24 protein-coding genes are annotated in these 26,323 nt (G+C 73.0%); 13 read left to right on the forward strand and 11 right to left on the reverse strand.

Annotated features, from left to right (window positions below; all coding sequences use genetic code 11):
- Positions 1–54 precede the first annotated feature (54 nt).
- From lnt to ACQEVC_RS30745, 3 genes are read left to right on the forward strand one after another with little or no spacing between them, the layout of a single operon-like run.
- A complete protein-coding gene (gene lnt / locus ACQEVC_RS30735) occupies positions 55–1,695 on the forward strand; it encodes an apolipoprotein N-acyltransferase (protein WP_432891782.1) in 1,641 nt (546 codons plus the stop codon).
- Entirely contained in the window at positions 1,692–2,498 is an 807-nt protein-coding gene (locus ACQEVC_RS30740; protein WP_432884450.1) for a polyprenol monophosphomannose synthase, read from the forward strand. Before lnt ends, ACQEVC_RS30740 begins: the two co-directional genes overlap by 4 nt.
- Positions 2,499–2,558: 60 nt before the next feature.
- Positions 2,559–3,089, forward strand: coding sequence for an FxsA family protein (locus tag ACQEVC_RS30745; protein ID WP_432884453.1), 531 nt, complete (start codon positions 2,559–2,561; stop codon positions 3,087–3,089).
- Positions 3,090–3,299: 210 nt separating this feature from the next.
- On the opposite strand, the gene ACQEVC_RS30750 is transcribed toward ACQEVC_RS30745, so the two are convergent.
- Positions 3,300–3,641, reverse strand: coding sequence for an RNA polymerase-binding protein RbpA (locus ACQEVC_RS30750; protein WP_101366032.1), 342 nt, complete (start codon positions 3,639–3,641; stop codon positions 3,300–3,302).
- 232 nt (positions 3,642–3,873) lie between these two features.
- Positions 3,874–5,031, reverse strand: coding sequence for a hypothetical protein (locus tag ACQEVC_RS30755; protein WP_432884456.1), 1,158 nt, complete (start codon positions 5,029–5,031; stop codon positions 3,874–3,876).
- Between the two features lie 161 nt (positions 5,032–5,192).
- On the opposite strand from ACQEVC_RS30755, the gene ACQEVC_RS30760 reads away from it, so the two are divergent.
- On the forward strand, positions 5,193–5,906 hold the full coding sequence (locus tag ACQEVC_RS30760; protein WP_432884458.1) for a class I SAM-dependent methyltransferase: 714 nt from the start codon (positions 5,193–5,195) through the stop codon (positions 5,904–5,906).
- Between the two features lie 40 nt (positions 5,907–5,946).
- On the opposite strand, the gene ACQEVC_RS30765 is transcribed toward ACQEVC_RS30760, so the two are convergent.
- Positions 5,947–6,951: an NAD(P)H-dependent glycerol-3-phosphate dehydrogenase gene (locus ACQEVC_RS30765; RefSeq protein ID WP_432884461.1), complete on the reverse strand. Its 1,005-nt coding sequence runs from the start codon at positions 6,949–6,951 to the stop codon at positions 5,947–5,949.
- Positions 6,952–7,078: 127 nt separating this feature from the next.
- Entirely contained in the window at positions 7,079–7,816 is a 738-nt protein-coding gene (locus ACQEVC_RS30770) for a TetR/AcrR family transcriptional regulator (protein ID WP_432884463.1), read from the reverse strand.
- An 86-nt stretch (positions 7,817–7,902) separates the two neighbouring features.
- Here ACQEVC_RS30770 and ACQEVC_RS30775 point away from each other — a divergent pair, with 86 nt between their 5' ends.
- Both ACQEVC_RS30775 and ACQEVC_RS30780 read left to right on the forward strand, forming a co-directional pair.
- Positions 7,903–10,320, forward strand: coding sequence for a PEP/pyruvate-binding domain-containing protein (locus ACQEVC_RS30775; protein WP_432884466.1), 2,418 nt, complete (start codon positions 7,903–7,905; stop codon positions 10,318–10,320).
- Positions 10,321–10,430: 110 nt separating this feature from the next.
- Complete coding sequence (locus tag ACQEVC_RS30780) at positions 10,431–11,399, forward strand: endonuclease/exonuclease/phosphatase family protein (RefSeq protein WP_432891785.1); 969 nt, start codon at positions 10,431–10,433, stop codon at positions 11,397–11,399.
- Between the two features lie 200 nt (positions 11,400–11,599).
- Here ACQEVC_RS30780 and ACQEVC_RS30785 read toward each other — a convergent pair whose 3' ends face one another.
- Complete coding sequence (locus ACQEVC_RS30785; protein WP_432884469.1) at positions 11,600–12,772, reverse strand: hypothetical protein; 1,173 nt, start codon at positions 12,770–12,772, stop codon at positions 11,600–11,602.
- Between the two features lie 273 nt (positions 12,773–13,045).
- Here ACQEVC_RS30785 and ACQEVC_RS30790 point away from each other — a divergent pair, with 273 nt between their 5' ends.
- Positions 13,046–13,285 (forward strand): hypothetical protein, encoded by a 240-nt coding sequence (locus tag ACQEVC_RS30790; RefSeq protein WP_432884472.1) that lies wholly within the window; start codon positions 13,046–13,048, stop codon positions 13,283–13,285.
- A 125-nt stretch (positions 13,286–13,410) separates the two neighbouring features.
- On the forward strand, positions 13,411–14,583 hold the full coding sequence (locus ACQEVC_RS30795; protein WP_432884475.1) for an erythromycin esterase family protein: 1,173 nt from the start codon (positions 13,411–13,413) through the stop codon (positions 14,581–14,583).
- 61 nt (positions 14,584–14,644) lie between these two features.
- On the opposite strand, the gene ACQEVC_RS30800 is transcribed toward ACQEVC_RS30795, so the two are convergent.
- Positions 14,645–15,388, reverse strand: a complete 744-nt coding sequence (locus tag ACQEVC_RS30800; protein ID WP_432884479.1) for a class I SAM-dependent DNA methyltransferase — start codon at positions 15,386–15,388, stop codon at positions 14,645–14,647.
- Positions 15,389–15,776: 388 nt separating this feature from the next.
- Here ACQEVC_RS30800 and ACQEVC_RS30805 point away from each other — a divergent pair, with 388 nt between their 5' ends.
- From ACQEVC_RS30805 to ACQEVC_RS30815, 3 genes are read left to right on the forward strand one after another with little or no spacing between them, the layout of a single operon-like run.
- Positions 15,777–17,927: an MMPL family transporter gene (locus ACQEVC_RS30805; RefSeq protein WP_432884482.1), complete on the forward strand. Its 2,151-nt coding sequence runs from the start codon at positions 15,777–15,779 to the stop codon at positions 17,925–17,927.
- Between the two features lie 5 nt (positions 17,928–17,932).
- Positions 17,933–18,622 carry a response regulator transcription factor gene (locus tag ACQEVC_RS30810; protein WP_432884486.1) on the forward strand — a complete coding sequence of 230 codons (690 nt, stop codon included), beginning with the start codon at positions 17,933–17,935 and terminating at the stop codon, positions 18,620–18,622.
- The gene (locus ACQEVC_RS30815; RefSeq protein ID WP_432884489.1) at positions 18,619–19,470 is read left to right on the forward strand and encodes a sensor histidine kinase; all 852 of its coding nucleotides are present in this window, start codon (positions 18,619–18,621) and stop codon (positions 19,468–19,470) included. Before ACQEVC_RS30810 ends, ACQEVC_RS30815 begins: the two co-directional genes overlap by 4 nt.
- A gap of 176 nt (positions 19,471–19,646) precedes the next feature.
- Here ACQEVC_RS30815 and ACQEVC_RS30820 read toward each other — a convergent pair whose 3' ends face one another.
- Complete coding sequence (locus ACQEVC_RS30820; protein ID WP_432884492.1) at positions 19,647–20,132, reverse strand: DUF1062 domain-containing protein; 486 nt, start codon at positions 20,130–20,132, stop codon at positions 19,647–19,649.
- Between the two features lie 900 nt (positions 20,133–21,032).
- Complete coding sequence (locus ACQEVC_RS30825) at positions 21,033–21,500, reverse strand: HNH endonuclease (protein WP_432884494.1); 468 nt, start codon at positions 21,498–21,500, stop codon at positions 21,033–21,035.
- A 147-nt stretch (positions 21,501–21,647) separates the two neighbouring features.
- On the opposite strand from ACQEVC_RS30825, the gene ACQEVC_RS30830 reads away from it, so the two are divergent.
- Both ACQEVC_RS30830 and ACQEVC_RS30835 read left to right on the forward strand, forming a co-directional pair.
- A complete protein-coding gene (locus tag ACQEVC_RS30830; protein ID WP_432884497.1) occupies positions 21,648–22,676 on the forward strand; it encodes a tyrosine-type recombinase/integrase in 1,029 nt (342 codons plus the stop codon).
- 107 nt (positions 22,677–22,783) lie between these two features.
- Entirely contained in the window at positions 22,784–23,344 is a 561-nt protein-coding gene (locus ACQEVC_RS30835; protein WP_432884499.1) for a DinB family protein, read from the forward strand.
- A gap of 178 nt (positions 23,345–23,522) precedes the next feature.
- On the opposite strand, the gene ACQEVC_RS30840 is transcribed toward ACQEVC_RS30835, so the two are convergent.
- The 3 genes from ACQEVC_RS30840 to ACQEVC_RS30850 form a co-directional block, all read right to left on the reverse strand.
- A complete protein-coding gene (locus ACQEVC_RS30840; RefSeq protein ID WP_432891788.1) occupies positions 23,523–24,008 on the reverse strand; it encodes a dCMP deaminase in 486 nt (161 codons plus the stop codon).
- Between the two features lie 425 nt (positions 24,009–24,433).
- Positions 24,434–25,297, reverse strand: a complete 864-nt coding sequence (locus tag ACQEVC_RS30845) for a hypothetical protein (RefSeq protein WP_432884502.1) — start codon at positions 25,295–25,297, stop codon at positions 24,434–24,436.
- Positions 25,294–26,256 carry an ABC transporter ATP-binding protein gene (locus ACQEVC_RS30850; RefSeq protein WP_432891791.1) on the reverse strand — a complete coding sequence of 321 codons (963 nt, stop codon included), beginning with the start codon at positions 26,254–26,256 and terminating at the stop codon, positions 25,294–25,296. The genes ACQEVC_RS30845 and ACQEVC_RS30850 overlap by 4 nt, the downstream gene beginning before the upstream one ends.
- Positions 26,257–26,323: the final 67 nt, after the last annotated feature.

The raw sequence follows: 26,323 nt of genomic DNA on the forward strand, positions 1-26,323 counted from the left end.
CACCGGCGCCGGGGCCGGTGGCGTTCGAGAAGACGTGAGGCGCGCGTGACAGTGGTGACGGCCGAGCCGACCGAGACTGCCGAGAGCGGGGACCGGCCCGCCGAGCCGGCCGGAAGACCCCTGCCGCGGTGGCTGGCGCTGCCGGCCGCGCTCGGCGCCGGGCTGGTGCTGCTGCTGGCGTTCCCGCCGTACGGGGTGTGGTGGCTGGCGCCGGTCGGGGTGGCGCTGCTGTCGGTGGCGGTGCACCGGCGGCGGATGCCGGCCGGGTTCGGGCTCGGCGCCCTGGCCGGGCTGGCGCTGTTCCTGCCGATGCTGAGCTGGACGAATCTCTACACCGGTAACGTGCCGTGGCTGCTGTTGTCCGGGTTGCAGGCGGCCTATCTGGGGCTGCTGGGGCTGGCGCTGGCGTTCACCGGTCCGCTGGTGGACCGGTTCCGCTGGTCGTGGCCGCTGGTCACCGGGGTGCTGTGGGTGGCGCAGGAGGCGTTGCGCGACCGGACCCCGTTCGGCGGGTTCCCGTGGGGGCGGCTGGCGTTCAGCCAGGGTGACTCGCCGATGCTGCGGCTGGCGGCGTACGGGGGTGCCCCGCTGGTCACCTTCGCGGTGGCGGTGGTCGGCGGGCTGCTGGTGGTGGCGGTGTGGCGGCCGTGGCGGGGGCTCCCGGTGGCCGGCTGGCTGCGCGGGGCCGGGTTCGTCGCCGGGGCGGCGGCCCTGGTGGCGGGCGGTCTGCTGGTGCCGCTGGCCGGGGCCGGCTCGGATACCGCCCGGGTGGCGATCGTGCAGGGCAACGTGCCCCGGATGGGGCTCGACTTCAACGCCCAGCGGCAGGCGGTGCTGGACAACCACGTCGACGCCACCATCGAGTTGGCCGGCCAGGTCGCGCGGGGCGAGGCGGAGCGGCCCGACCTGGTGGTGTGGCCGGAGAACTCCAGCGACGTCGACCCGACCCGCAACGCGTCGGCGGGGCGGCGCATCTCGGATGCGGCGAACGCGATCGGCGCGCCGATCCTGGTCGGCGCGGTGCTGCTCGGTCCGGACGAGGGGCAGGTGCGCAACGCGGGGCTGGTGTGGCTGCCGGGTACCGGCCTGGACGGGTCGCAGATGTACGTCAAGCGGCATCCGGTGCCCTTCGCCGAGTACGTGCCGCTGCGGGACATCGCCCGGATGGTCAGCAAGGAGGTCGACCGGGTTCGCAACGACTTCGTGGCCGGCACCGAACCGGGGGTGCTGCGGGTCGGCGGGGTGACGCTGGGCGACGTGATCTGTTTCGAGGTCGCCTACGACGAGGTGGTCCGGGACACCGTGACCGGTGGTGCGCAGGTGCTGGTCGTGCAGACCAACAACGCGACGTTCAACGTGGCGGAGGCCGAGCAGCAGTTGGCGATGGTGCGGCTGCGGGCGGTGGAGCACGGCCGGGAGGCGCTGATGGCGTCGACGGTCGGTGTTTCCGGGTTCGTCGGGGCCGATGGGCGGGTAACCGGGGCGACCGGGTTCAACACCAGGGCGGTGGTGACCCGGCAGATGCACCTCGGGGAGGCCCGTACGGTCGCCACCCGGGTCGGCCTGTGGCCGGAGGTGGTGCTGCTGGCCATGGCTGTGGCGGCGCTCGCCGCCGCGACGCTGACCCGTCGGCGTCCGCTTCCCGGGGTCGGTACGGCGACGGCCGGCGACCCGGCGGATGCGGAGGAGCGGTGAACGAGTCGAACGGATCGGACGGGGACGGCTATCCGGGGGTGGGCCGGGTGCTGGTGGTGGTGCCCACCTACAACGAGGCCGACAACATCGGGGTGATCGTCGACCGGGTGCACCGGGTGGCGCCGTCGGTGGAGATCCTGGTCGTCGACGACAACAGTCCGGACGGCACCGGGGCGATCGCGGACCGGATGGCGGAAGCGGATCCCCGCGTGCACGTCCTGCACCGGCCCGGCAAACAGGGCCTGGGTGCCGCGTACGTGGCCGGGTTCGGGTGGGCGGCCGAGCACGGCTACGACGCGGTGGCGGAGATGGACGCCGACGGCTCGCACGCCCCGGAGGAACTGCCCCGGCTGCTGGACGCGGCCCGGGACGCGGACGTGGTGATCGGGTCCCGGTGGACGCCGGGCGGTCAGGTGGTGAACTGGCCGTGGCACCGGCAGTTGCTGTCCCGGGGCGGCAACCTCTACACCCGGGTGGCGTTGGGGATGCCGCTGTCCGACGCGACCGGCGGGTACCGGGTGTACCGGGTGCCGGCGCTGGCCCGGCTGGACCTCGACTCGGTCGCCTCGCAGGGGTACTCGTTCCAGGTGGAGCTCTCCTGGCGGGCGCACCGGGCCGGGCTGCGTACGGTCGAGGTGCCGATCACGTTCGCCGAGCGGGAGCGGGGGACGAGCAAGATGAGTCCGGTGATCGTCGGCGAGGCGTTGTGGCGGGTCACGCTCTGGTCAATGGCGGACCGGCGGGTGGCGCCGGGCCGGTCGCGCCGGGACGGTACCGGCGACCAGCGGCTCCGCTGGCCGTGACCGGTGGCGTGTCATGCTGGACGTACGGGGTTTGTGGGCCCGACATCCGGATGGGGTGACATGCGCCGAGGGTTGAGGATCGTGCCACTGGCACTGCTGCTGACCGGGATCGTGGAGGTCGCGGTCTTCGTGCTGCTCGGGCGGTGGATCGGGTTCGGCTGGGCGGTCCTGCTGGTGCTCGCCGCCTCGCTGCTGGGGCTGGCCCTGCTGCGCCGGGAGGGGATGCGGGCCTGGCGGGGGCTGCGGGCCGCGGTCGAGGCTGGCCGTCCGCCGGGCAGCGAGGTCAGCGACGGGCTGGTGGGCCTGCTCGCCGGACTGCTGCTCGCGATTCCCGGCCTGGTCACCGGGGTGGTCGGGCTGTTGCTGACGGTGCCGCTGCTGCGCCGGCTGGTGCGGGGGCAGGTGCAGCGGGTGGCCGAGCGGCGGGTCTCCGCCGAGGTCGCCGGTGACCTGTTCGGGCCGCGCCGGGTGCGGGTCCGGCGGGGCCAGCCGCGACCGGAGGCACGCCCGGAGCCCGCCGACACGGCGCCTCCGCCGGCCGCCCCGGGTGGGGCGATCGAGGGCGAGATCGTGGAGCCGCGCCGGCCCTGACGGTCGGTGACCAGGCGCGTCGACGGCCGGGTGAGCCCTCGCCGACGTGCGCCGGGCTTGCGGCCAGTGGTGGTGCCGCGACGGCACCGCAGTGGTGGACGGCCGAGGGGTGCGGCCGGGACGTGTCGGCGGCCTCGGGGTGGCGCCGGAGACACCACCGCCCCCACGGCGACGCCGTGAGGGCGGTGCTGTGCTGGCTGCCGCGACCGGTCAGGCCCGGCCGCGCCGGGTCCGGACCTCTTCGAGCCGTTCGGCGAGAATGCTCTCCAGTTCGGCGATCGAGCGACGCTCCAGCAGCATGTCCCAGTGGGTACGCGGCGGCTTGGCCTTCTTCTGCTCCGGCTCGCTGCCGTCGACCAGCCGGGCGACGCTGCCGTCGAACTTGCATTCCCAGGTCATCGGCACTTCGGCATCGACGGCGAAGGGCACCTCGAACTGGTGGCCCTTGGCGCAGAGGTACTCTCGGGTCTGTCGCGGGGCAAGCTCGGTGTTGCGGTCGGACTCGTAGCTGACTGCTCCCAGACGGCTCCCGCGCAGCATGCGCTCGCCCATGATCGGCTTTCCCCTCGGTCGTGGTGCGTGTTCTTATCGGTGTAACGACAGGTGCCGGGTGGGCGATTCCCGCCGCCCGGCAGAAACGTACAAGTGGTCAAACGCTCCGAGCGTAGCCGGATCTCCTAAACGGTGATCGAGATCACCGGTGTCGGCGGAGAATTGCCGGGATATGTCGTCTTGCTCCGGCTGTCCGGTCCGGCCCGGCCGCACCGGGACCGGAACCCGTCGGTCACGGCTCGGGTGCCGGTCCGGCGGGGCGGGATCCGGCGGCTGCCGGACGGCCGGTCGACGCGTCGGCGACGGCCCGGGCGCTGAGTCCGGCCAGCGCGGCGGCGAGGTCGCTGACCTGGGTGGAGAGCTGACCGGCCCGGGCCAGGGCCGCGTCCCGGTCGGCTTCCGCCGCCGACAGGCGTACCGTCAGCGCGTCGAGCCGGGCCTGCACGGCGGTCGCGGTGTCCCGCGCGGCCCGCAGCTCGGCCCGGGTCCGCTCCAGGTCGGCAGTCGCGGCGGCGGCCGTGGACCGGGCCCCGGCGGCGTCGGCGGCCGCCCGCTCGGCCTCGGCCCGGAACCGGGCCGCCTCCCCGGCCGCGCTCTCGGCGGCGGCGCGGGCCTCGGCCGCCGCCGCCCGGAACCGTTCCGCCTGGCCGACCGCCTCGGCGGCCGACCGGGCCGCCCGCTCCGACTCGGCCCGGGCCGAGTCGCGGTCCCGGGTCGCCTCGGCGAGTTCCCGGGTCAGCTCGGCCAGCCGCCGCCGGTCGGCGTCCGCCTCGGTGCGCAGCGCCCGCAGTTCCCGGCGGGTCGCGTCGCGGTCCTGCTCGGCCTGGGTACGCAGCGCGGTGGCGGCGCTGGCCGCCTGCTGGGCCGCGTCCCGGGCGGCGAGCGCGGCGGCGGTCTCGGCGCTGGCCCGCTCGGCGGTGCGGGCGGCCCGCTCGGACTCGGACCGGGCGGCGGCCCGGTCGGTGGCGGCCGCGCTGGCCGCCTGTTGCGCCTGGTGCAGGGTGACCGCCGCCGTTTCGGCGTCCCGGCGCGCCTCGTCCCGTTCGGTCTGCGCCGCCGCGATCTGGTGGGCCGCCTCGGCCCGCACCTCGGCGAGCCGGCGTTCCACTCCGGCCGGGGACAGTTCGGCGTGCAGCGCTTCGGCCAGCGCCTCGGTGACCTGGTCGAGCCGGTCGACGACCTCCCAGGTGCGGGCCACCTGTCCGGCCAGCCCGGGTGCGTTGCGGTGCCGCATCCGCTGGTTGCGGGAGGCCCGCTGGCACGCGCCGTCGTTGTCCCGGCAGTACCGGAACGGCCGGCCCGCTGCCGCCCGCTGCGGTACCGGCCGTCCACAGTGGGCACAGGGCCGGGTCTCCGTCGGCGGCTCCGAGGTGGGGTTCTGCTCGTCCATCGCCGGGGAAGTCTAGTGCGGCCCGTCCCCGGCGGCGGCGGGCGGCCGGCCGGGTAAATGCGGTGCCCCGGCCGGCCGAAAGCGGCGATACTGGCGCCTCGTCGGGCCGGTGCGGGACCCGGCCGTCGCGCAAGGGCGTAGAGGCCCGGTGGAGGAGTCGGATGGCACCGCGGCAACACCCCGACTGGTGGCTCGACGAGCTGGCGCACGCCGGACCCGAGCACCTCGACCCGGCGTACGTCGACGGCTACGACCGCAAGGCCGGTCACGACCCCGGCGCCGACCTGGAGATACTGCGCCGGCACGGGCTGGACGGCGACGCCACGCTGGTCGACCTCGGCGCCGGTACCGGCCGGCTCACCCTGGCCGCCGCGGCGCGTTGCCGGCGGGTGGTCGCGGTGGACGTCTCGGTGGCGATGCTGGCCCGGCTGCGGGCCGGCGCCGAGCGGGCCGGGCTGGACAACGTCGAGGTCGTCCGGGCCGGCTTCCTCAGTTACGCCCACCAGGGCCCGCCGGCCGACCTCGTCTACAGCCGGCACGCGCTGCACCAGCTACCGGACTTCTGGAAGGCGGTCGCGCTGACCCGGGTCGCCGGCATGCTGCGGCCGGGCGGGATCCTGCTGCTGCGTGACCTGATCTACACCTTCGAGCCGGCGCAGGCGGCGGAGCAGTTCGAGACCTGGTTGGCCGGCGCGGCCGGGTCGACCGCCGACGGTTGGACCCGGGCCGAACTCGCCACCCACATCCGCACCGAGCACAGCACCTTCAGTTGGCTGCTGGAACCGATGCTGGCCAGGGCCGGGTTCCGGATCGTCGAGGCGAACCCGAGCCGCGACCCGGCCACGTACGCCAGCTACGTCTGCGTCCGGACCTGACGTCGCGATCACAGGCGATGCCGGGACCGGCCCGGGGTGGTCAGCGCCGCTCGGGCTTTGCCGAGCGGGCCATCAGCTCCTTCACCGCGACCCGCGGCGACTTTCCGCCGCGCACGATGTCGACGACCATCTCGGCGATCGGCATCTCGACGTCGTGCCGGCGGGCGAGGTCCAGCACCGACTCGCAGGAGGTGACGCCCTCCGCCGTCTGCCGGGTCGCCGCGACCGTCTCGGCGACCGTCATGCCCCGGCCGAGGTTGGTGCCGAAGGTCTGGTTGCGGGACAGCGGCGAGGAGCAGGTGGCGACCAGGTCGCCCATGCCGGCCAGGCCGGCGAAGGAGAGCGGGTCGGCGCCCATCGCCAGCCCGAGCCGGGTGGTCTCGGCCAGGCCACGGGTGATCAGCGACGCCTTGGTGTTGTCGCCGAGGCCGAGACCACCGGCGATGCCGACCGCCAGCCCGATGACGTTCTTGACCGCGCCGCCGATCTCGCAGCCGACCACGTCGGTGTTGGTGTAGGGGCGGTAGTAGCCGGTGTGGCAGGCGGTCTGGAGCCGCCGGGCGACCACCTCGTCGCGGCAGGCGACGACGCTGGCGGCGGGCTGGCGCCGGACGATCTCCGGGGCGAGGTTGGGGCCGGAGACCACCGCGACCCGGTCCGGTCCGGCGCCGGTGACCTCCGCGACGACCTGGCTCATCAGCTTGGCGGTGCCGAGTTCGACGCCCTTCATCAGGCTGACCAGGACACTGTCCGCGGCGATCAGCGGTGCCCAGGCGGTGAGGTTGGCCCGCAGGGTCTGCGACGGCACCGCGAGCACCACGAACGCGGCGCCCTCGGCGGCCTCCGCCGGATCGGCGGTGGCGGTGATGCCGGCCGGCAGCGGGATGCCGGGGAAGTAGTCGGGGTTGGTGCCGGTGCGGTTGACGGCGTCGACCAGGTCGGGGCGCCGTCCCCACAGGGTGACCCGACAGCCGGCGTCGGCGAGGATCATCGCGAACGCGGTGCCCCAGGAGCCGGCGCCGAACACGGCCATACGGGTGGTCACCGGGGGGCCTCCCTCTTCCTGCGCCGTCCGTGCGCGGCGCGGGTCCGGTCGTAGCGTACGGGGCTGCCGGGTTCGGCCCGTACGGCTGCGCGGGTCGACGGTGGTGCGCCGGGTCGACGTACGCCGGTCATCCGGTGCCGGCGGGCAGATCCGGGGTGGTGCCGCCGGTCCGGGCGACGGGGTCGCCGCCGACCGGGCCGTGGCGGTTCTGGCCGGGCGGGTCCTGGCGGGCCAGGTCGTGGCGGTCGTCGCCGGGCGGGGCCGGTGTGGGGCCGAACAGCAGCCCGAGGTGGGCGTCGAGGGCGGCGACCGCCTGCTCGTCGGAGTAGTGCCGGCCGAGGAGGTGGATGCCGAGCCCGTCGACCAGGGCCAGCAGGCCGGTGGCCGCGTGCACCGGGTCGATCCGAGGTGCCGTCCCGGCGGTCGCCTGTACGGCCCGGATCTGGTCGGCGATGAAGGCCCGCATCTCGTCGGCGCTTCCCCGCAGCCCTTCGGCGATGGCCGGCTTGACGGCGGTGTAGGCGAGGAAGGCGAGGGTGACGTGCCCCTCGAGCCGTCGGGGCTCGTCCAGCGGCAAGATCTGGATCATCAGCGTCCGGACGAGTTCGGCGGGGTTGAGGACCCGACCGGCGGCGGTCACCTCGGCGGTGATCCGCTGCACCGCATCGCGCATCACCATGTCGAGGGCGAAGGTCATCATCTCGTCCTTGGTGCGGAAGTAGTGCTGCACCATGCCGGTCGACACCCCGGCCTCGGCCGCCACGTGCCGGAGGCTGACCGCCTCCAGGCCCTGGGTGGCGGCGAGTCGCATCAGGGCGTCGGCGAGTTGCCGGCGGCGGGCGACGTGATCGGCTCTCCTGGGCACCCCGCCACTTTACATTGCAGTCGTATTGACACGGGGTCGCCGAGCCGATTACATTTCAGTCGTATTGCAAAAGAGGGGAGTCCCTGGTGAACGTGATCACGCTGGCTGAGGCGTCCGCCGGCACGGCGGAACTGGTCGGCGGCAAGGCCGCCGGGCTCGGCGAGCTGATCAAGCTCGGCGAGCGGGTGCCGGAGGGCTTCTGCCTGACCACCGCCGCCCACGACCGGGGCGTGATCCCGGAGGCCGAGGTGGCGGCGGCGTACCGGGCGCTGGGGGGTGGGCCGGTCGCGGTCCGGTCCAGCGCCACCGCCGAGGACCTGCCGTACGCGAGCTTCGCCGGCCAGCAGGACACCTTCCTCGGGGTCACCGGGGCCGACGCACTGCAGGACGCCATCGCCAAGTGCTGGAGTTCGCTGCACACCGAGCGGGCCGTCGCCTACCGCGAGGCCAACGACATCGACGGGCGGACCGTCCGGATGGCGGTGGTGGTGCAGCGCATGGTCGAGGCGAAGGTCGCCGGAGTGCTCTTCACCGCCAACCCGCTCACCGGCTGCCGCACCGAGACGGTGGTCGACGCCGCCCCCGGGCTCGGCACCGCCGTGGTCGACGGCACCGCCCCGGCCGACCACTACGTCCTGGACGGCACCCGGTACGACGACCGCGGCTGCCTCACCCCCGCCCAGCTCGCCGAGCTGCACCGGGCCGGCGAGCGGATCCAGGCCCACTTCGGCACGCCGCAGGACGTCGAGTGGGCGATCGACTCCGACGGCACGCTGTGGCTGCTCCAGTCCCGGCCGATCACCACACTCTTCCCGCTGCCGCCGCCGACCGACCGGCCACAGCCCCGGATCTACCTGGAGTTCGGGCACGTCCAGGGGATGCTCCGCCCGGTCACCCCGATGGGGATGTCCGCGCTGCGGGTGATCCTGGCCGGCATGCTCGGCTCCTTCGGCATCAAGGCCGAGATCGTCGACATCGGCGGCCGCCTCTACGGCGACCTGACCGACCTGGTCCGCGACCCGGCGACCCGCAAACGACTGGTGAAGCTGATGGCGGTGGACTTCGGCCCGCGCGCCCAGGCGGTGGTAGCACACCTGCTCACCGACCCCCGGTTCGCGCCCGTGCCCACCGTCCGGTCCCGCCCGGCCGGGGGTCTCGGCCCGGCGCTGCGTACCGCGCCACGGGCGATCGCCGGGATCGTGGCCGCACTGGCCCGGCCCGAGGCGGCCCGGGTCCGGCTCTTCGAGGAGATCGACCAACTCCGGCAGCGGGCCGCCGCCGAGCCGGCCGGACTGCGTACCGCGGCCGAACGCCTGGACTTCGTCGAGGCCCAGGACCCGTCGACCCGGTACGACCGGATCGTCTGGCCGGTCGTCGCCGGCATCCTGACCGCCGCCCTGCCGGCCGAACTGCTCAAGGGGATCGCCAGCCAGGCCGAGATCCACGCCGTGCTCGGCGGCATGCCGCACAACGTCACCATCGAGATGGACCTGGCGCTGTGGCGGCTCGCCGAGCGGGCCGGCGCACACCGCGACCTGCTCTGCACGACACCGCCGGAGGAACTCGCCGCGCGGTACCGGGCCGGCACCCTGCCGGAGATCGGACTGGCCGCGTTCCTCGACACGTACGGGCACCGGGCCGCCGCCGAGGTCGACCTCGGGGTACCCCGCTGGGCCGAGGACCCGACCCCGGTCTTCGCCTCGATCGCGAACTACCTGCGGGTCACCGACCCGGAGCAGGCGCCCGACCGGCGGTTCGCCCGGGCCGCCGCCGAAGCCGAAGTGGCGCTCGCCGCGCTCGTCCGCCGGGTCCGTCGCCGCCGACCGGTCCGGGGCCGGCTCGCCGGGTTCCTGCTGCGCCGGGCGCGGGTGCTGGCCGGGCTGCGGGAGGCCGGCAAGTTCGCCGGGCTGTATCCGCTGCGGGAGAACCGCCGGCAACTGCTGCTGGTCGGTGCGGAACTGGCCGACGGCGGGCGGTTGGCGCAGGCCGACGACATCATGTTCCTGACCATCCCGGAGGCACGTGCCGCCGTGTCCGACGGGATCGACCAGCGGGCGCTGGTCGCGCAGCGCCGGGCGACGTACCGGCGGGAACTGCGCCGCCGGCACGTACCGGTCGCGGTGCTCTCCGACGGCACCGACGTCGAGGCCGCGCTCGCCCCGGCCACCGCCGCCGCAACCGACGCCCTGCGCGGCGTCGGTGCCGCCCCGGGCACGGCGACCGGCCCGGCCCGGGTGGTGCACGACCCGGCGACCGCACGCATCGAGCCCGGCGAGATCCTCGTCGCCCCGACCACCGATCCCGGCTGGACGCCGCTGTTCCTGACCGCCGGCGGACTGGTGACCGAGACCGGCGCGCCGATGGCGCACGGCCCGACCGTGGCCCGCGAGTACGGCATCCCCGCCGTCATCTGCGTCCCCGGCGCCACCGATACGATCAGAACCGGTCAGGTCATCACCGTCGACGGCGCCGCCGGGACGGTGACGGTGGACCGGGGACGGTAGGCGATCGACGCCGTCCCATCCGGACCAGACGTTGGTCAGCATGCACCCGGCCGGTCGCCGTAGGAGAGGGGTCCACTCTGGACGACGAGCCGACGACGGTGCGGCGGCCGGTGCGGCGGGGCTGGGGCGTCGACGCGCGCGGCCGGTCGGCCTGGCGACGCGGGTGGCTGCCTGCGGCCCTGGCACTGCTGGTCGGGGTGCTGCTGACCGGCCACGCCCTGCTGCCCAACCGGATCGGCCGGCTGGGCAGCCTGCTGGAGACCTTCCTGCCCTGGCTGGGAGCCGCCGTCCCGGTACTGCTGCTGCCGGCGCTGCTGCGCCGCTCGGTGGCCGCCCTGCTCGCACTGGCGCTGCCCGTCACCGCCTGGCTCGGGCTGTTCGGCGCGGCGCTGCTGCCCGGGGACCCAGGGGACGGTTCCGACGGAGGCATCACGGTGGTCCAGCACAACGTCAGCGACACCAACCCCGACCCGGCGGGCACGGCCGGCGCGCTGGCCCGGGTCCGGGCCGACCTGGTCGGGATACAGGAGCTGACCGCACCGGCGATGTCGGCGTACGCGGCGGTGCTGGGCCGGGACTATCCGTACCGTTCGGTGCACGGCACCGTCGGTCTCTGGTCACGCCACCCGCTGCTGGACGACCGGCCGCTGGACATCAGACCGGCCGGGTTCGGCCCGGACTGGAACCGGGGGCTGCGGGCCACCGCCCGGATGCCCGGCGGCGACGTCGCCGTCTACGTGGCGCACCTGCCGTCGGTCCGGTTCGGTCTGCCGGACGGTTTCGGCACCGCCCGGCGCGACGAGAGTGCCGGGCTGCTGGCCAGGGCGATCGACGCCGAACCGCTGGCCACGGTGATCCTGCTCGGCGACCTCAACAGCACCGTGCACGACCGGGGGTTGGCGCCGGTCAGGGAGCTGCTGCCGTCGACCGCCCCGGCCTTTCCGTTCAGTTGGCCGGCGGCGTTGCCGGTCGCCCGGATCGACCAGGTGATGGCCCGCTCGGTGACCGTCGCCGACCTGTGGACACTGCCGGCCACCGGCAGCGATCACCTGCCGATCGCCGCCCGCCTCGGCCGGTGAACCCGGCGCGGCAGAGCGGGACCGGCCGGCTCGGCGCAGTCGCGCTGCTGGTCGGCGGCGGCGCTCTGGTGCCCGAGTGGGCCGGGGCCCGCCGCGCCGAGCAGCCAGCGGGTCGGCCCGCCGTCGACGGCGATCGCGGCATGCCGTCGTCCCGGTCCGCCGGCGGGGTACGTCCCGGGCCACGCCCCGGGTCGGCCGGCTCAGCCCAGCCAGCGGACGTGCCGGAGGACTTCCCCGGCGATCTCGGGTACGGGTCGGCGATCCGTGTCCACGCGCCGGTCGCCGAGCGCGGCATCCTCCAGGGCTTCGGCGTCGGCCGTCGCCTCGTCGGCGGCCTGGCGCAGCCGTGCCGCCGGCTGCCCCGACAGGTCGTCGCCGGCGATCTGCGGGCCCTGACCCTGGCCCCGGAGCATGATCCGCTCGGTCAGCGAGTCGCGGCCGGCGTGCAGCCGACACAGCGTGATCCGCACGGACGGCAGCGCTTCCCGGTACGTCCGCACGGCGTCGGCGTCGCCGACCGGACCGACCACGATCATGCGCCGCAGACCGGTGGCCCGGTAGGTCTGCCACACGGCGGCGAGATTGCTTGCCCGCAGCGGATGGTTGCGCGGCGGTGGGACGCCGGCCGGGCGGTAGAATCCGATCTGGTCGAGGTCGACGAACGCGGTGTGGACTCCGGCCCTGCGGACGGTCGTGTAGATCTCCCAGCCCACCGTGGACTTGCCGACCCCGGTCGCGCCGCAGAGCCACAGGATCTCGCCCGGCCCGGCAGGGTAGCTGGGGTAGGGCCCGGGCGGCTCCGCCAGCGGTGCCGTACCCGGGCTGGTCAGCGCCGGCCAGCCGCCGGTTTCGCCCAGTACCAGCTTGAGTACCTCGGTGATGCTCCGCCCCGTCGTGTCGAGGCAGAGGCCGGTCGGATGGTTGCGGTCCAGGGCCTCCGCGTACTCCAGCACCCGGTCTGCGGCCTCGTCCCCGGCCCGGCCCCGGCCGGCCAGCCGCTGCCGCAGCTCGTGCGGCTCGCAGCGCAGCCGGCACGCCGTGAGCGCCGCGTGCGGAAGCAGGTCGACGTCGATCCCACGGACGGCGTCGACGACCCCCGAGGCGACGAGGCAGCGGGCGCCGGCGGCCCGGACGTTCGCCGCCACCCGGTTGAGGTTGCGGGCCTGCCGCCGGTGCCGACCCGGGTCGGAGGCCGGCTCCGGGGCCCAGTTCTCCGGCGTCGGCGGGGCGTAGCACATGCCCAACTGGTCGAGGTCGACGTAGCCGGTGGGGATCCGGCGGGAGAGCTGGGTGAACAGCTCCCAGCCGATCGTGGACTTCCCGACGGCGGGCGGCCCGTAGAGCCACAGCACCGGCAACGGGGGCGCACTCATCGGCGGGCTCGCCGACCCGTCGACAACGGCGACACCAGGGCCCGGGTCATGGTCGGAAGTATCCTGACCGCTCGCGGCCAGGTCGACCGAATATCCGGTACGCCGCCAGCGTCGTCGTACCCGGGGGCGGCCGCGCCTGCGCCGTCCACGGTGGACGGCTCGTGGCCGGGCCGGAGCGGCTGCCGGGCGCGGCCTGCCGGCGCCGGTCAGGGACGGCGGTGGTGGGTGCCGGTGGTGTAGCCGCTGTTCGGCGCGCTCACCGACCGGCGGCCCATGCCCTGGCTGCTGCCGGGCGGTGTCGCCAGCCCGCTCGTCGGAGCCGTCGCCGACGCCACCTCCCTGCGGACCGCCCTCGGCCCGCTGATCGCGTTGCCCGCGGTGGGCTGGCTCCTGCCTGACCGAGCCCGGCCGGCTCGAAGCGGGCAGCGCCCGGGCGACGACGCCCGCGCGGCAGATGCCCGCGACCGGGAGCGCGTCCCGCCACTGACCGACCTGAGCTGCCTGCCGTTTTGAGGCTTTTACCGCACTGCCCTGCTGATTTCGCGGATAAGTTTCAACTCGCCAGTTCAACGATAGTGTTAAAGGCTATGACCACCGGTATCGAAGACACCGCGCATGTCGTTGACGCTGCCTCTGTCATGCGGCTGCTCCCGGCCCGGCCGCGGCTGCTCGCCCTGGGCGAGCCCGCCCACGGTGAGGACGTTCTGCTCGACCTGCGAAACGAGCTCTTCCGGCAACTCGTCGAGCGAGAGGGCTACCAGACGATCGCCATCGAGAGCGACTGCCTGATGGGTCTGGTCGTGGACGACTACGTCACCTCGGGCAGGGGCACCCTCGACGAGGTCATGGCGCGCGGTTTCAGCCACGGGTTCGGCGCGTCCGCAGCCAACCGCGAGTTGGTGAGCTGGATGCGCGCGTACAACGACGGACGGTCCGGGCCCGAGCGGCTGCGCTTCGCCGGTGTCGAGGGTCCGCTGGAAATCACCGGCGCCGCGAGCCCTCGGCAGGCCCTCACCGCACTCCACGCCTACCTCGCCGCCCGGGTCGACGCCGACCTGCTTCCCTGCAGCGCGGCAACGCTCGACCGCCTGCTCGGCGCCGACGACCGGTGGACCAATCCCGCCGCCATGACGGACCCGTCCCAGTCGGTGGGGCAGACGCCCGAGGCCAAACGGCTGCGGCTGCTCGCCGACGACCTGGTAGCCCTGCTCGACACGCAGACGCCACATCTGGTCGCGGCGTCCCTACAGGACGACTGGGACCGGGCAGGCATGTACGGTCGCACCGCCACCGGGCTGTTGCGGTACCACTTCTGGATGGCCGACACGTCACCGAGCCGCATCGCGCGGCTGCTGGGCGTGCGGGCCTCGATGATGGCGGCCAACCTGCTCGCCATCGCCGAGCGGGGCCCGGCGCTGGTGAACGCCAACAACGGGCATCTGCAACGGAACAAGGGCAGGATGCGAATGGGCGGCCTGCCGGTGGAATGGTGGAGCGCCGGGGCGATCGTCAGCGCCCGGCTGGGCGAGGGATACGCCGTCCTGGCCACGGCCCTCGGCACGATCCGCCACCGCGGTGTGCAGACACCACCCCCGGACACCGTCGAGGGGCTCCTGTACGCACTCCTGGAGGACCGATACGTCGTCGACGCCCGCCGGCTGGCCGTCGCCCTCGGCGACGTGACGCCCGCGCCCCGCGTGTCCCCCTGGTTCGGCTACTCCCCGCTCGACCCGGCCCACCTGGCCAGCAATGACGGGATCGTGTTCGTCAAGGACGCCCCCGAGGGGCAGACATGGTGGCCGGTGGCGTGATCCTCGACAGGTCGTCGACGTCCCGTCGGCGACCGGCGTCGCCGACTACTCGCCGGTGGCTTCAGCGGTCGGGCGGGAGGCGGTAGACGGAGACGTGGGACCGGGATTCGGCGGTGAACTCGGAGCCGGTCCAGTCCGCGTACCTGGACTCCAACTCGAAGCCGGCGAGCTGTGCCATGAGATCCAGTTCGGCGGGCCAGACATAGCGGTGCGGACTGCGGAACACGCGTGCGTGCCGACCGTCGTCGAACCAGAAGTGGTGCGACACCACCTGCTGCCGCAGCAGGTCGTAGGTGTCCAGACCGACGTAGCCGGTTGCGGTCCCGAAGACCACCGCCTGCTGACCCGGCGGGAGCTGGCGCAGCTCAGGCACCCATAGCTCGATGACGAACCGACCACCGGGCAGCAGGTGGCGGGCGGCGTTGCGGAAGCAGGCGACCTGCTCGGCCTGGGAGAGCAGGTTCGAGATGCCGTTGTAGACGAGGTAGACGAGGGTGTACTTGCCACCGGTGGCGGCGGTGGCCATGTCTCCGACCACCACCGGGATCCTCGTCTCGTCGACCTTGGTACGCAGTTGCTCCACCATCGGACGGGACAGCTCGATGCCGGTGACCGGTACGCCGCGCTCGGCGAGCGGAACGGCTACCCGCCCGGTGCCGATGGCGAACTCCAGCGCCGGTCCGGCACCGGCAAGTTCGGCGAGGCGGTCCACGACGGGCCCGAGTACCTCGGGTGCGAACATCCCCCTGCCGGGAGTGTCGTAACCCTGGGCGGCGTCGGCGTCCCAGATCTCCTCCTGTCGCATCTGGCCACAATCGTGACCCGGCCCGTGTGCCGTCCACCGAATTTGCCGGAGTTGCCGCCCGGCTGGACGAGCCACGGACGCCGGTACGAAACGCGTCACCAGGTCCACACCGAACTGGTCGTGCAGGCTGATGCAGGGATTGCCTGTTGAGCCGACGCCCGATCGGGAGAAGGCGCTGGTCACCGGGTGTAGCCGCTCAGCGACATCGACGCGGCGCTGGCCGCCGCGGCGGCCCGGACGGGCCTCAAGGTGGTCGTCCACCCCCAGGGCTGAGGCGCGCCCGTCAGGGATCGACCGTCAGGCAACCGTCAGGTTCGCCGACGCCGGACCGTCAGGCACGGACGGTGTGCTGAGGCTCCTCGACCCACGACCACGGGAGTCTGCCGTCATGGCCGCACTGCTCTACCGGCTCGGCGCTTGGACCTGTCGGCGCCGCCGGACCGTCCTGGTGGCCTGGCTGGCCGTTCTCGTCGCCGCCGGGGCCCTCGCCGGCACTGCCGGCGGCTCGTACGAGGACGACTTCTCGATACCCGGCTCGCGCGCCCAGCGGACCCTGGACACCGTCGCCGAGCAGTTCCCCGCCTCGTCGGGCACCTCCGCGCAGGTGGTGTTCGTCGCGCCCGCCGGCCACCAGGTCACCGAGCACCGAGCCGTCATCGAGCGGACCCTCGCCGCCGCCGCGAAGGCGCCGCAGGTGGCCGGGGTGGTGGACCCGTTCGCCGCGAAGACGGTCTCGCCGGACGGTCGCGTCGCCCTGGCCATCGTGGACTATCAGCAGAAGCGCGCCCGGCTGGAGGGCGGCTCCCTCGAAGCGCTGGAGGACGTGTTCCGACCGGCCCGCGAGGCCGGGCTGCGGGTGGAGGTCGGCGGGCCGGCGTACGCCGACAGCTCCGGCGAGGGTGGCCAGGGCACCGAGACCGCCGGCGTGCTGATCGCGCTGGTCGTCCTCGTCATCACCTTCGGTTCCCTGGTGGCGGCCGGGCTGCCTCTGCTCACCGCCCTGCTCGGGGTCGGCGCCACGGTCGCCGGCCTGGCCACGGCCGCGGGCATGCTGACGCTGCCGACGACCGCGCCGGCCCTGGCCCTCATGCTCGGGCTGGCGGTCGGCATCGACTACGCGCTGTTCATCGTCGCGCGGCACCGGTCGCAGTTGGCCTCCGGCATGCCCGTGGCCGAGTCCACGGCCCGTGCGATCGGTACGGCCGGCACCGCGGTGGTGTTCGCCGGCCTCACCGTGGTCATCGCCCTGGCCGGGCTGACCGTCGTCCGGATACCGTTTCTGACCGCGATGGGACTGGCTGCGGCCGCCGCCGTGATCGTCGCGGTGCTGGTCGCGATCACCCTGATCCCGGCTGTGCTGGGCTTCGCCGGGGGCCGGCTGCGCCCGAAGCCCGGCTCGCGGGCCGTTCGGCGCGAGGCCGCGGATGCCCGGCCCACCATGGGCGTGCGCTGGGTCCGGCTGGTCACCCGCCGGCCGCTGGTCACGACCGTCGCCGTCGTCGCGGCGCTCGGCGTCGTGGCCGTACCGGTGCCGGGGTTGCGGCTCGCGCTCACCGACAGCGGTTCCGCTCCGGCGGCCAGCACGCAGCGGCAGGCGTACGACCTGACAGCCGCCGCGTTCGGACCGGGCTTCAACGGCCCGCTGCTGGTCCTGGCCGACCTGAGGAACGAAGGCGACAAGCAGTCCGCCGCCACGGCGCTGGCCGAGCGACTCGGCGCGGTCGACGGAGTTGCCGCCGCCGGCCGCCCGCAACTGTCCACCAGCGGCCGGTACGCGCTGCTGACGGTGATCCCCGAGACCGGGCCGCAGGACGAACGTACCGAGCAACTGGTGACCGGCATCGAGGCCGCGGGCGGGGAGTCGGTGTCGGTCACCGGCGTGACCGCCATCGGCATCGACATCTCCGAGCTGCTGAGCGCCTCGCTCGTACCCTTCGCGCTGGTCGTCGTAGGTCTGGCCTTTCTGCTGCTGATGGTGGCCTTCCGGTCGCTGGTGGTGCCGCTGAAGGCGACACTGGGCTTCCTGCTGTCGGTCGGTGCGACGCTGGGCGCGGTGGTCGCGGTGTTCCAGTGGGGGTGGCTCGCCGATCTGATCGGGGTCTCGCGAACGGGGCCGGTGATCAGCTTCATGCCGATCATCCTCATGGCGGTGCTGTTCGGCCTGGCGATGGACTACGAGGTCTTCCTGGTCAGCCGCATGCACGAGGAGTACGCCCAGAGCGGCGACCCGCAACGCGCGGTCGCCCAGGGGTTCCGGGCCTCGGCACGCGTGGTCGCGGCGGCCGCCCTGATCATGACTTCGGTCTTCGCCAGCTTCATCCCGGACGGCGACGCCACGCTGAGGCCCATCGCCTTCGCGCTCACGGTGGGTGTCCTGCTGGATGCGTTCCTGATCCGGATGACGCTCGTGCCGGCGGTGCTGGCGCTGACCCGGCACCGCGCCTGGTGGCTGCCGCGGTGGCTCGACCGGGTGCTGCCGAACCTGGATGTGGAGGGCAGGCAGCTCGACCGGCGCTCTTCCGTCGTGATGGTGAGATAGACAACGTGGACCGCATTCTGGTGGTGGACGACGATCCGGGGCTGCGGGAGCTGCTGCTGTCCGCGCTGCGGTTCGCGGGGTTCGAGGTCGAGACGGCCGGCGACGTGCCGGCCGCCCTGGCCGCGGTCGAGGCGCGCACGCCCGACGCGATCGTGCTGGACGTGATGCTGCCCGGCACGGACGGCTTCGACCTGCTGCACCTGCTGCGCTCGCGGGGCGTCCACCTGCCGGTGATGTTCCTGACCGCCCGCCACGAGGTGGACGACCGGGTGCGTGGACTACGTCTGGGCGGCGACGACTACCTCAGCAAGCCGTTCAACGTGGTGGAGCTCGCCGCGCGGCTGGAGGCGCTGCTGCGGCGTTCCCGCCGCGTGCCGCCGGCGGTGCCGGAGGGAGTGCTGCGCTGCGGCGACCTGGAGATGGACGAGGCCCGGCATGTGGTGACCCGGGGCGGGCGTCCGGTCGAGCTGTCCCCCACCGAGTTCCGGCTGCTGCGCTACCTGCTGGCCAACACCGGTCGGGTGGTCTCCAAGGCGCAGATCCTGGACCACGTCTGGCAGTACGACTTCGGCGGCGACGCGGGCGTGGTCGAGCGTTTCGTCTCGAACCTGCGTCGCAAGATCGACTTCGGTGGGCCGTCGCTGATCCACACCGTGCGGGGATTCGGGTACAGCCTGCGGCCGGTGCAGCAGTGAACCGGTCCTCCCGGTGGCGGCTGGCCCTCATCGCGCTGTTCGCCGGACCGGAGGCCGCAGCGATCACCGCCGCGGTCCAGAAGGCGTTCGACGCCCGCCGACGGGCCGAGGACCGGTTGCGCAGTTTCGTCGCCGACGCCAGCCATGAGCTGCGTACGCCACTGGCGACCATGCACGGCTGGATCGACCTGTACGTCCAGGGCGGGCTGCGCGACCCCGACGAACTCGACCACGCCATGGAACGGATGCAGGCCGAGGTGGACCGGATGCGGCTGCTCGTCGACGAACTGGCGCTGCTGGCCCACCTCGACGGGGCGCGGCCGCTGGACCGCGGGTCGGTGGACGTGGTGCCGTTGGCCGGCGAGGTGGTGGACGACGCCCGGGTGGTCAGCGCCGACCGGGCCATCACCCTGGAAGGCGTGGCGGAAGCGGTGGTCGACGGGGACGGCCCGCGCATCCAGCAGGTGCTACGCAACCTCGTCGGCAACGCGGTACAGCACACCCCGCCCGGCACGCCGGTCACCGTCACCGTCACCGCCGAGGACGGCGAAGTGGTGATCGCGGTACGCGACGAGGGCGACGGAATCGCGCCGGAACATCTGCCGCACGTGTTCGAGCGCTTCTACCGCGCCGACCCCAGCCGCAGCCGCGACGGCGGTGGCTCGTCGGGGCTGGGTCTGGCCATCGTCGAGGCGATCGTGGCCGCGCACGGTGGCCGGGCCGGGGTGACCTCGGTGCCCGGGCAGGGCACCACCGTACGGGTCACGTTCCCGGCGACAGCTCGCCCTGCCCGACCGGACCGCTCTGCTGGACCGGCGCGACCGGCCCCGCCCGGTACCGCGCACTGAGCTCGGTCATCGCAGCCGGGCCAGCAGTGGGGTGGCGGCGTCCTCCCTTCTGCCACCGCCGGTCGTGGTGGGGCTCTTGCGCGTTCTGCGCCGGGGTGTGGCTTGCGCGTCCGGTACCGGCATGGGTTTCGGGGTGTAGCCGGGCTGGCCGGGTGGTCCGCCCGGCTACGTCCCGGCTAGTCCCCGGCCATCACGGTGAAGGTGAATCCGGCGGTTGTCGGGCGGCGCAGCGGAATGTCGCACTTGATCCGCCGCAGCACCTCGGGCCTGCTCAGGCCGAGCCCTTGCGCGATGAGCCGATCCGGGCGCACCGGTACCGGATCCTCGAAGAGGACCTCTAACTGGACCGGCCACGCCTCGTCGCGCCGTACCGACGGGGTGTCCAGCCGCCAGGCCCCCGTCCAGTCCAGGGCGAAGCGGCTACGCCGGGCGAGCAACGGATCCAACAACCTGGACGCCACCAGTTCCGGATCGTTGACACGGTAGCCGTGCAGCTCGGCCGGATCGAAGGAACTGACCGGCGTTCGCTCGTGCACCGTGAGCTTGCTCGTCCGATCGCAGGATACGCAGCGGACCAGCAGCCACACGTCCAGCAGCTTGCGGTTGGCGTTGACGCGGAACCTGCCCTCGCCGGTGGTGGCCGACTCCGACCGGCAGTCCACGCACCGCAACGACAGTAGAGGCAGCCTCGTCCGACGGACGACCCAGGGCAGCACGGTATGAGGTGGTGAAGACATGGTCTCTCCAGACCTGACACGAGGCCGTTTGTGCGCGGCCTCAAACGCTGGATGACCGGGCGCGCATGGGCAGCCCGGCAGAGCCGACGGGGACGCCGGCTACAAGTGAGCGCAAGAAGGTGTCAGGTCTAGAGAGCAGGCGGGGTCACGCGGGTTTGTCCTCTGTCCTCACCGGGATGGGGCTGGGGGGCAACCTACGGGAACGCGGAACGAAGGCTCAAACGGTTTTCGACGAGACTTCGTCAGCGCTACCGGGACGCCTCAGCGGGAAGGGGTCGTCGAGGCCCGGCCGGCCGTCCCGGGTCCACGTCGACGTTTCTTACCGGCGCCCAGACAACCCAGGGGTGGGCGGGGTCACTGGATATTGCCGGATTGTCATTACTGGTAATTCATTAATCCCCGTAGCCGGGACCGGAGGGGCGGCCGGAGCGACCGGGACGCGGAACATCATAATGACAGTTCTTTACCGTAAGCGATTAGTCTGGTGTAAGGCGCTTCTCTCTGCGGCCGTACCCGATGTTGATCGTCGGCGGGCCGTCAGCGGTTTCACCCTGGGGGCGGACGCCCGCCGTGCGTCGGCGTCGGCGTTCTCCCGTCCGCCGCACCGTCCAGCGCTACTACCGGCTAGCTGCCTGGACCGACCGTCGAACCGGACCCGGCGTCGGTCTGATCCCCGGTCCGGGGCGCCGCCGACATGGGCACCGTCGGTAGCTGCCCCACCGTCCGGGGTGTTGGTCCGCCGGACGGCCGCCCTTCCCACCGACGTGCTGGTGTCGCTCAACAGAAGCGCCCGGAGGCGGCGAACCCCGGATCCCGCGGCCGGCGTCAATCCATTGCGCGGCCGTAGCTGGCGCGGCCCTCGGCAACCTGGCGTGCTTGCCGTTCGCGCCACCGCTTCTGCGCGTCGCCGTTGCAGCGGCGGCAGACCTTGCGGTAGCGGCCGGTACGGGTGTCGATCTCGCGGTCGTGCCCGTTGCGGCACCGAGGTTGCTGCTTGCGGCTACGACAGTTCTCGGCGTGACTGAGCTGACGCAGATGGGTCGGCTCGATACAGTCCGGCACACCGCAAACGTGGTCGACTTCCCACTCGGGACTGTAGTCGCCGACGAAGACGACGTATGCGGCGATGTGGGCCCATGCCCGACCCGCGATCTTCTGGTGAACGCCCCGCTGGCTACCGTAGCCGCGCACGATGAGGCAGCCGTCGGCCATGCGCACCGAGCGGTCCAACAAGTAGGTCCGGAGCGTTTCCTCGGTGAAGTGGCGGGACAAGCCTCTGATCTGGGAGAGCACGCCGGGAGGATAGCGGGCAGCTCCGATCTTCCCCGTGGCCGGCGGCGATACCCCCGCTGTCCTGGCCCGACCGGCGGCCACCGAGGATGGCGTTCTGCCGGGCGCGCCTCGGCACAAATCCGCGTGGTAGCTGAGAGCCTTCCTCGCATGCTGTCTTCCGAAGTCGTACGCCGCAGGTCGAGCAGCCCCGCGCTGGCAGCCGCCGGGCCCGCCGACTTCACCGAAGCCTGGCTGGACAACCGGCGGCTGTCCGAGCACACCCGCGACGCGTACCGGCGAGACGTCGCCGGCTGGCTGAGCTGGTGCGGGAGCCGAGACCTCGATCCGCTGCGGGCCACCTTCCTCGACGTCAACGCGTACGCCCGTCAGTTGGAGGCGACGCTGGGGCGCCGCAGTGGCCGCCCGCTCACCCCGGCCACCGTCGCCCGCCGCCTCTCCGCCTTGTCGAGCTGGTACGAGTTCCTGGTCAAGCTGCACGCCGTCGAAACCAATCCGGTGGCCGCCGCCGACCGCCCGCGGATCGACCGGGACCACTCCGCCACCGTCGGGTTGACCCCCGACGAGGTCGATGCGCTGCTGGCCGCGGCCGAGGCCGACACTGGACCGACCGCCGTCCGGAACCGGGCCACCATCGCCCTGCTGGCCGATCTGGGGCTGCGGGTCGGCGAGTTGATCTCACTGGACCTGACCGACCTGGGTACCGAGCGTGGACATCGCAGCATCCGCTTCGTCGGCAAGGGCGGCAAGGTCCGTCGCCGCGCCCTCACCCCCGGCACCGCGTATGCGGTGGACGCCTATCTGGCCGCCCGGGCCGCGGCGCAGGGGCTGAGTGTGCCGGAGTTGACCGGTCCGCTGCTGGTCACCGGTACCGGTGCCCGGCTGGACCGGAACGCGGTGTTCCGGCTGGTCCGCCGACTCGCCAGGGCAGCGGGCATTCACGCCTGGGCGAGGCTGTCGCCGCACTCGCTGCGGCACGCGTTCGCCACCACCGCCCGCGCCGAAGGGGTGTCCCTGGAAGACGTGCAGGACGCGATGGGACACGCGGACCCGCGTACGACCCGTCGCTACGACCGAGACCGGCACAACCTCGACCGTGATCCCGCGTACGTCATCTGGGCGGCCCGTGCCCGCCGGAGCGGCCGACGGAACGGGACCGGTGCGGCGAACGTCTCCTGAGGCGCTGGTTCGTCACCGAGAGCAGCCACGATCGTCGCCGGCGATGCGGCGGGCGTCGCCTGGATACTCGCTTGCGTGTGGGTCCACTGCCCAGCATCGTCAACACGGTGAGCGACGTACCCGAGCGGTGGACCCAGGCCAGCGTCTACCCCGACATGTGGACGGATCCCGACGAGGATCCCCGAAACAACGACGGGGTCAGCCCGGACGGTGAGTTGGCGACGCTGCAGGACTTCCTGACGAACTACCGACTGACCCTGAGGATGAAGTGCGAGGGGTTGGACCCGGAGCAACTGGCTCGTCGGTCGGTTCCTCCGTCGACCATGTCGTTGCTCGGACTTCTCCGCCATCTGGCCGAGGTGGAACGGGACTGGCGTAACTGGATCCGGCCAGAGAACCCCGCACCGAAACTGTACGGAGCGAATGACGCGGATTTCGACGGAGCCGTCGCTGAGCAGGCGGTAGTCGACAGCGCATTCGCCGATCTCGCCCGCGAGCAGGCGGCCACCGACACCGCGTTGGCCGCGCATCCGGATCTGGGTGAGCGGGTCGGGAAGGAGAGCTTCGCCGTCCGCGAACTGTGGGTCCACCGGATCGAGGAGTACGCCCGACACTGCGGGCACGCCGATCTGCTACGTGAACGCATCGACGGCCGAGTCGGGCAGTAGAGCCCTTCGGCGGCTTTGCCACGAGCTGTCGCACGGCGGCCGCGGAACTGCTGCTCGGCCAGACCGGCGCGCGTCCGGTGGCGGGGACGCGCATCTCGACGCCGCACCGACACGTACTGCACCGTTCTGCTGGACGGTCTCCATCCGGCGACGGCCTGACGGACGACGACCACCGGCCTCACCGGTCGTTCCGGGGACGGTCAGCGGACCCGAGCACGTGGGCGTTGATCGCGGTAACGAGGGGCCCCAACTCGCTGATCTCGACAACGTCGACCCCGCCCCCGCGCAGGGTCTCCACGCCGTCGCAGTCGGCGAAGAGGAGCGGCTCCCGCAGGGCCAGCACCACCCGCGCGACGCCGGCATCGAGTAGCAGGTCGGTGCAGGGATCCGGCCGTGACCTGCGGGCGGTACACGGCTCCATCGAGGTGTAGATCGTCGCCTCGGACAGGTCCAGGTCGGCGCGGCCGGCGAGCTTGGCCAGAGCGGCTTCCTCCGCGTGGTAGTGCGGATCGGTCTCCCCGGTGTACCCGGTGGCGAGCGCGATGCCGTGCCGGTCGACGATGATCGCGCCGACGGCGTAGTGGGTCGGCGAGAGTGGCGAGAGACGAGACAGTTCGATGGCCGCCCTGAGCCATCGCCGATCCTGTGCGGTGACGCCGTTCATGCCCGCCCATAACGATCCGTCCCGGTCCGTCGCCCACGCCGGGCCGACCAGGTCACCCGAGCCGCCGACGGTCACCACGTCGGCGACGAGGTGCCGATGTCCCGTACCTGCGACGCACGCCCCAACCTCCCGAGCCCTTCGGTGTCCGGCCACCCCGCACTCCGTACGCCCCGGCCGGGGTCGGGGGAGGGGCCTCCGGTTCGATTCGCACACCGCACGGTGGAAGAAGACGACGACGCCATCATGAACGAGATCGCCCGCCGGATGGTCGCCGGGGCGTATGTCCGACGAGGATCAACAGCACGCCGCCGACGCCCGCCAGCACTCGCAGCGGATCGGGCCGAGCAGACCGTCGCGACGTACGAGCCGATCGGGCGGCCGCCCCGGACCGCGACCGTGGCCGGTATGCGGTCCGGGGCGGCCGCTCAGACGTCGCGGCGGCGTACCACGATCAGGGCGACGACGATCGCGACCACCGGCCAGGCGGCGTAGACGATCCACGACCCGGCGACGTCGGGCCGGTAGAAACCGTCACCCGGCGGCGGTACCCACATCGCGGTCAACCGTTGCCATGCCGTGAGCACCATCGCGTGGTTGATCTCGGCGGTCCACCGCGTCCGGATCGAGAAGAACTGCGGCAGCATCAGCAGGGTGAAGATGCCGGTGACCATCGTGGTGGGGGCGTGCCGGATCAGGACTCCGAGGCCCAGTCCGATCAGCGCGCAGACCGTGGGAAGCAGCGCGGACGCGGCCAGGGCGCGCAGCGCGACCGGTTCGGTGATCGATATCGCCGCGTCCCGCCCACTCAGGATGGCCTGGGAGACCGTGAACGCGCCGGTCGCGGCGAGGGTGCCGGCCACCGTCCAGAGCACGGTCACCACGACCGCCTTGGCCAGCAGCACCGAGCCGCGGGCCGGCACCGCGACGGTGGTGGTGCGGATGAGGCCGCTGCCGTACTCGCCGACCACCACGATCGCGCCCGCGCTGATCGCGACGAGGGCCAGCGTCCAGTAGCCCATCAGCGGAAACGCGTCGGAGAGCGCGAACATCGGCTCTCGCTGCGTCTCCGGGCTCATGCTCGGGAAGTCGCGGTAGTCGTCGAGCGCCTCCATCGTGGCGGTGCCGACGACGAAGAGCGTGCTGAGCAGCAGCGTCCAGGGTGTCGAGCGCAGCGACCAGACCTTGATCCACTCGGCGGCGAGCAGGTCACGGAACCGGGCAGGTGGCGCGGCGAGCGCTTCGGCCCGGCGCGCCGGAGTCGGTGCCGAGGTGTCGGTGTCGGTGCTCATCGGGGCTGCCCCGCCAGGTATTCGACGCGGTCGGCGGTGAGTTCCAGGTAGGCGTCCTCCAGTGAGGCGGTCCGGGTGGCCAGTTCGTGCAGGACGAGCCGGTGGTCGAAGGCGAGGGTGCCGATCTGTTCGGCCAGCAGCCCGGTGACGGTCAGCGTGGGTACCTCGGAATCGATCCTCTCCTGCGCCTCCACCCGCGCCCCGGCGGCGGTCAGCAGCGCGGTGAGTTCGACGGCCCGTGGGGTACGCACCAGCACGCTGCGCCGGCCGCTGCCGGCGGCGAAGCCGGCCAGCGACTCGGCGGCGACCAGCCGGCCCCGGCCGATCACGACGAGTTGGTCGGCGGTGTTCTCCATCTCGGTCATCAGGTGGCTGGAGAGGAAGACCGTCCGGCCCTCGGCGGCCAGCCGGCGGAACAGGTGCCGGACCCAGCGCACCCCCTCGGGGTCCATCCCGTTGATCGGCTCGTCGAAGAGCAGCACCGGCGGGTCGCCGAGCAGTGCCGTCGCGATGCCGAGTCGCTGCTTCATGCCGAGGGAGAACCCGCCGACGCGCTGCCGGGCCACCTCGGCAAGGCCCACCTCCCGGAGCACCTCGTCCACCCGGCGCGGCGGGATGCCGTTGCTGCGAGCCAGGGCGAACAAATGTGCCCGGGCGCTGCGTCCGCCGTGCACGTGGTTCGCGTCGAGCAGGGCACCGACGTGCCGCAGCCCGCGCCGGTGGGTCCGGAACGGCACGCCGCCGACCGTGGCGGTGCCCCGGGTCGGCGCGTCCAGGCCGAGGATCATCCGCAGCGTGGTGGTCTTGCCCGCACCGTTCGGACCGAGGAAGCCGGTGACGTGCCCGGGCCGTACCGTGAAGGAGAGAGCGTCGACGGCGGTCTTGCGACCGTATCGCTTGGTCAGGTCGTTGACTTCGATCACGACCGCAACGCTGCCGAATCGGGCGGCCCGGGACATCGGGCCGGCGGCGGCAACCGTCCGGGCGGCGCCAGCCTGCGGGATTACGTCCGTGGACGGATGCCGC

Source organism: Plantactinospora sp. CA-294935, from assembly GCF_050936445.1.
Taxonomy (GTDB): Bacteria; Actinomycetota; Actinomycetes; order Mycobacteriales; family Micromonosporaceae; genus Plantactinospora.

Coding starts and splice junctions, on each gene's coding strand:
- ACQEVC_RS30790 (WP_432884472.1), top strand. CDS start 13,046: ATGCCCTGGCTGCTGCCGGGCGGTGTCGCCAGCCCGCTCGTCGGAGCC.
- ACQEVC_RS30750 (WP_101366032.1), bottom strand. CDS start 3,641: ATGGGCGAGCGCATGCTGCGCGGGAGCCGTCTGGGAGCAGTCAGCTAC.
- ACQEVC_RS30800 (WP_432884479.1), bottom strand. CDS start 15,388: ATGCGACAGGAGGAGATCTGGGACGCCGACGCCGCCCAGGGTTACGAC.
- ACQEVC_RS30830 (WP_432884497.1), top strand. CDS start 21,648: ATGCTGTCTTCCGAAGTCGTACGCCGCAGGTCGAGCAGCCCCGCGCTG.
- ACQEVC_RS30805 (WP_432884482.1), top strand. CDS start 15,777: ATGGCCGCACTGCTCTACCGGCTCGGCGCTTGGACCTGTCGGCGCCGC.
- ACQEVC_RS30850 (WP_432891791.1), bottom strand. CDS start 26,256: ATGTCCCGGGCCGCCCGATTCGGCAGCGTTGCGGTCGTGATCGAAGTC.
- ACQEVC_RS30760 (WP_432884458.1), top strand. CDS start 5,193: ATGGCACCGCGGCAACACCCCGACTGGTGGCTCGACGAGCTGGCGCAC.
- ACQEVC_RS30795 (WP_432884475.1), top strand. CDS start 13,411: ATGCGGCTGCTCCCGGCCCGGCCGCGGCTGCTCGCCCTGGGCGAGCCC.
- ACQEVC_RS30845 (WP_432884502.1), bottom strand. CDS start 25,297: ATGAGCACCGACACCGACACCTCGGCACCGACTCCGGCGCGCCGGGCC.
- ACQEVC_RS30755 (WP_432884456.1), bottom strand. CDS start 5,031: ATGGACGAGCAGAACCCCACCTCGGAGCCGCCGACGGAGACCCGGCCC.
- ACQEVC_RS30785 (WP_432884469.1), bottom strand. CDS start 12,772: ATGAGTGCGCCCCCGTTGCCGGTGCTGTGGCTCTACGGGCCGCCCGCC.
- ACQEVC_RS30840 (WP_432891788.1), bottom strand. CDS start 24,008: ATGAACGGCGTCACCGCACAGGATCGGCGATGGCTCAGGGCGGCCATC.
- ACQEVC_RS30745 (WP_432884453.1), top strand. CDS start 2,559: ATGCGCCGAGGGTTGAGGATCGTGCCACTGGCACTGCTGCTGACCGGG.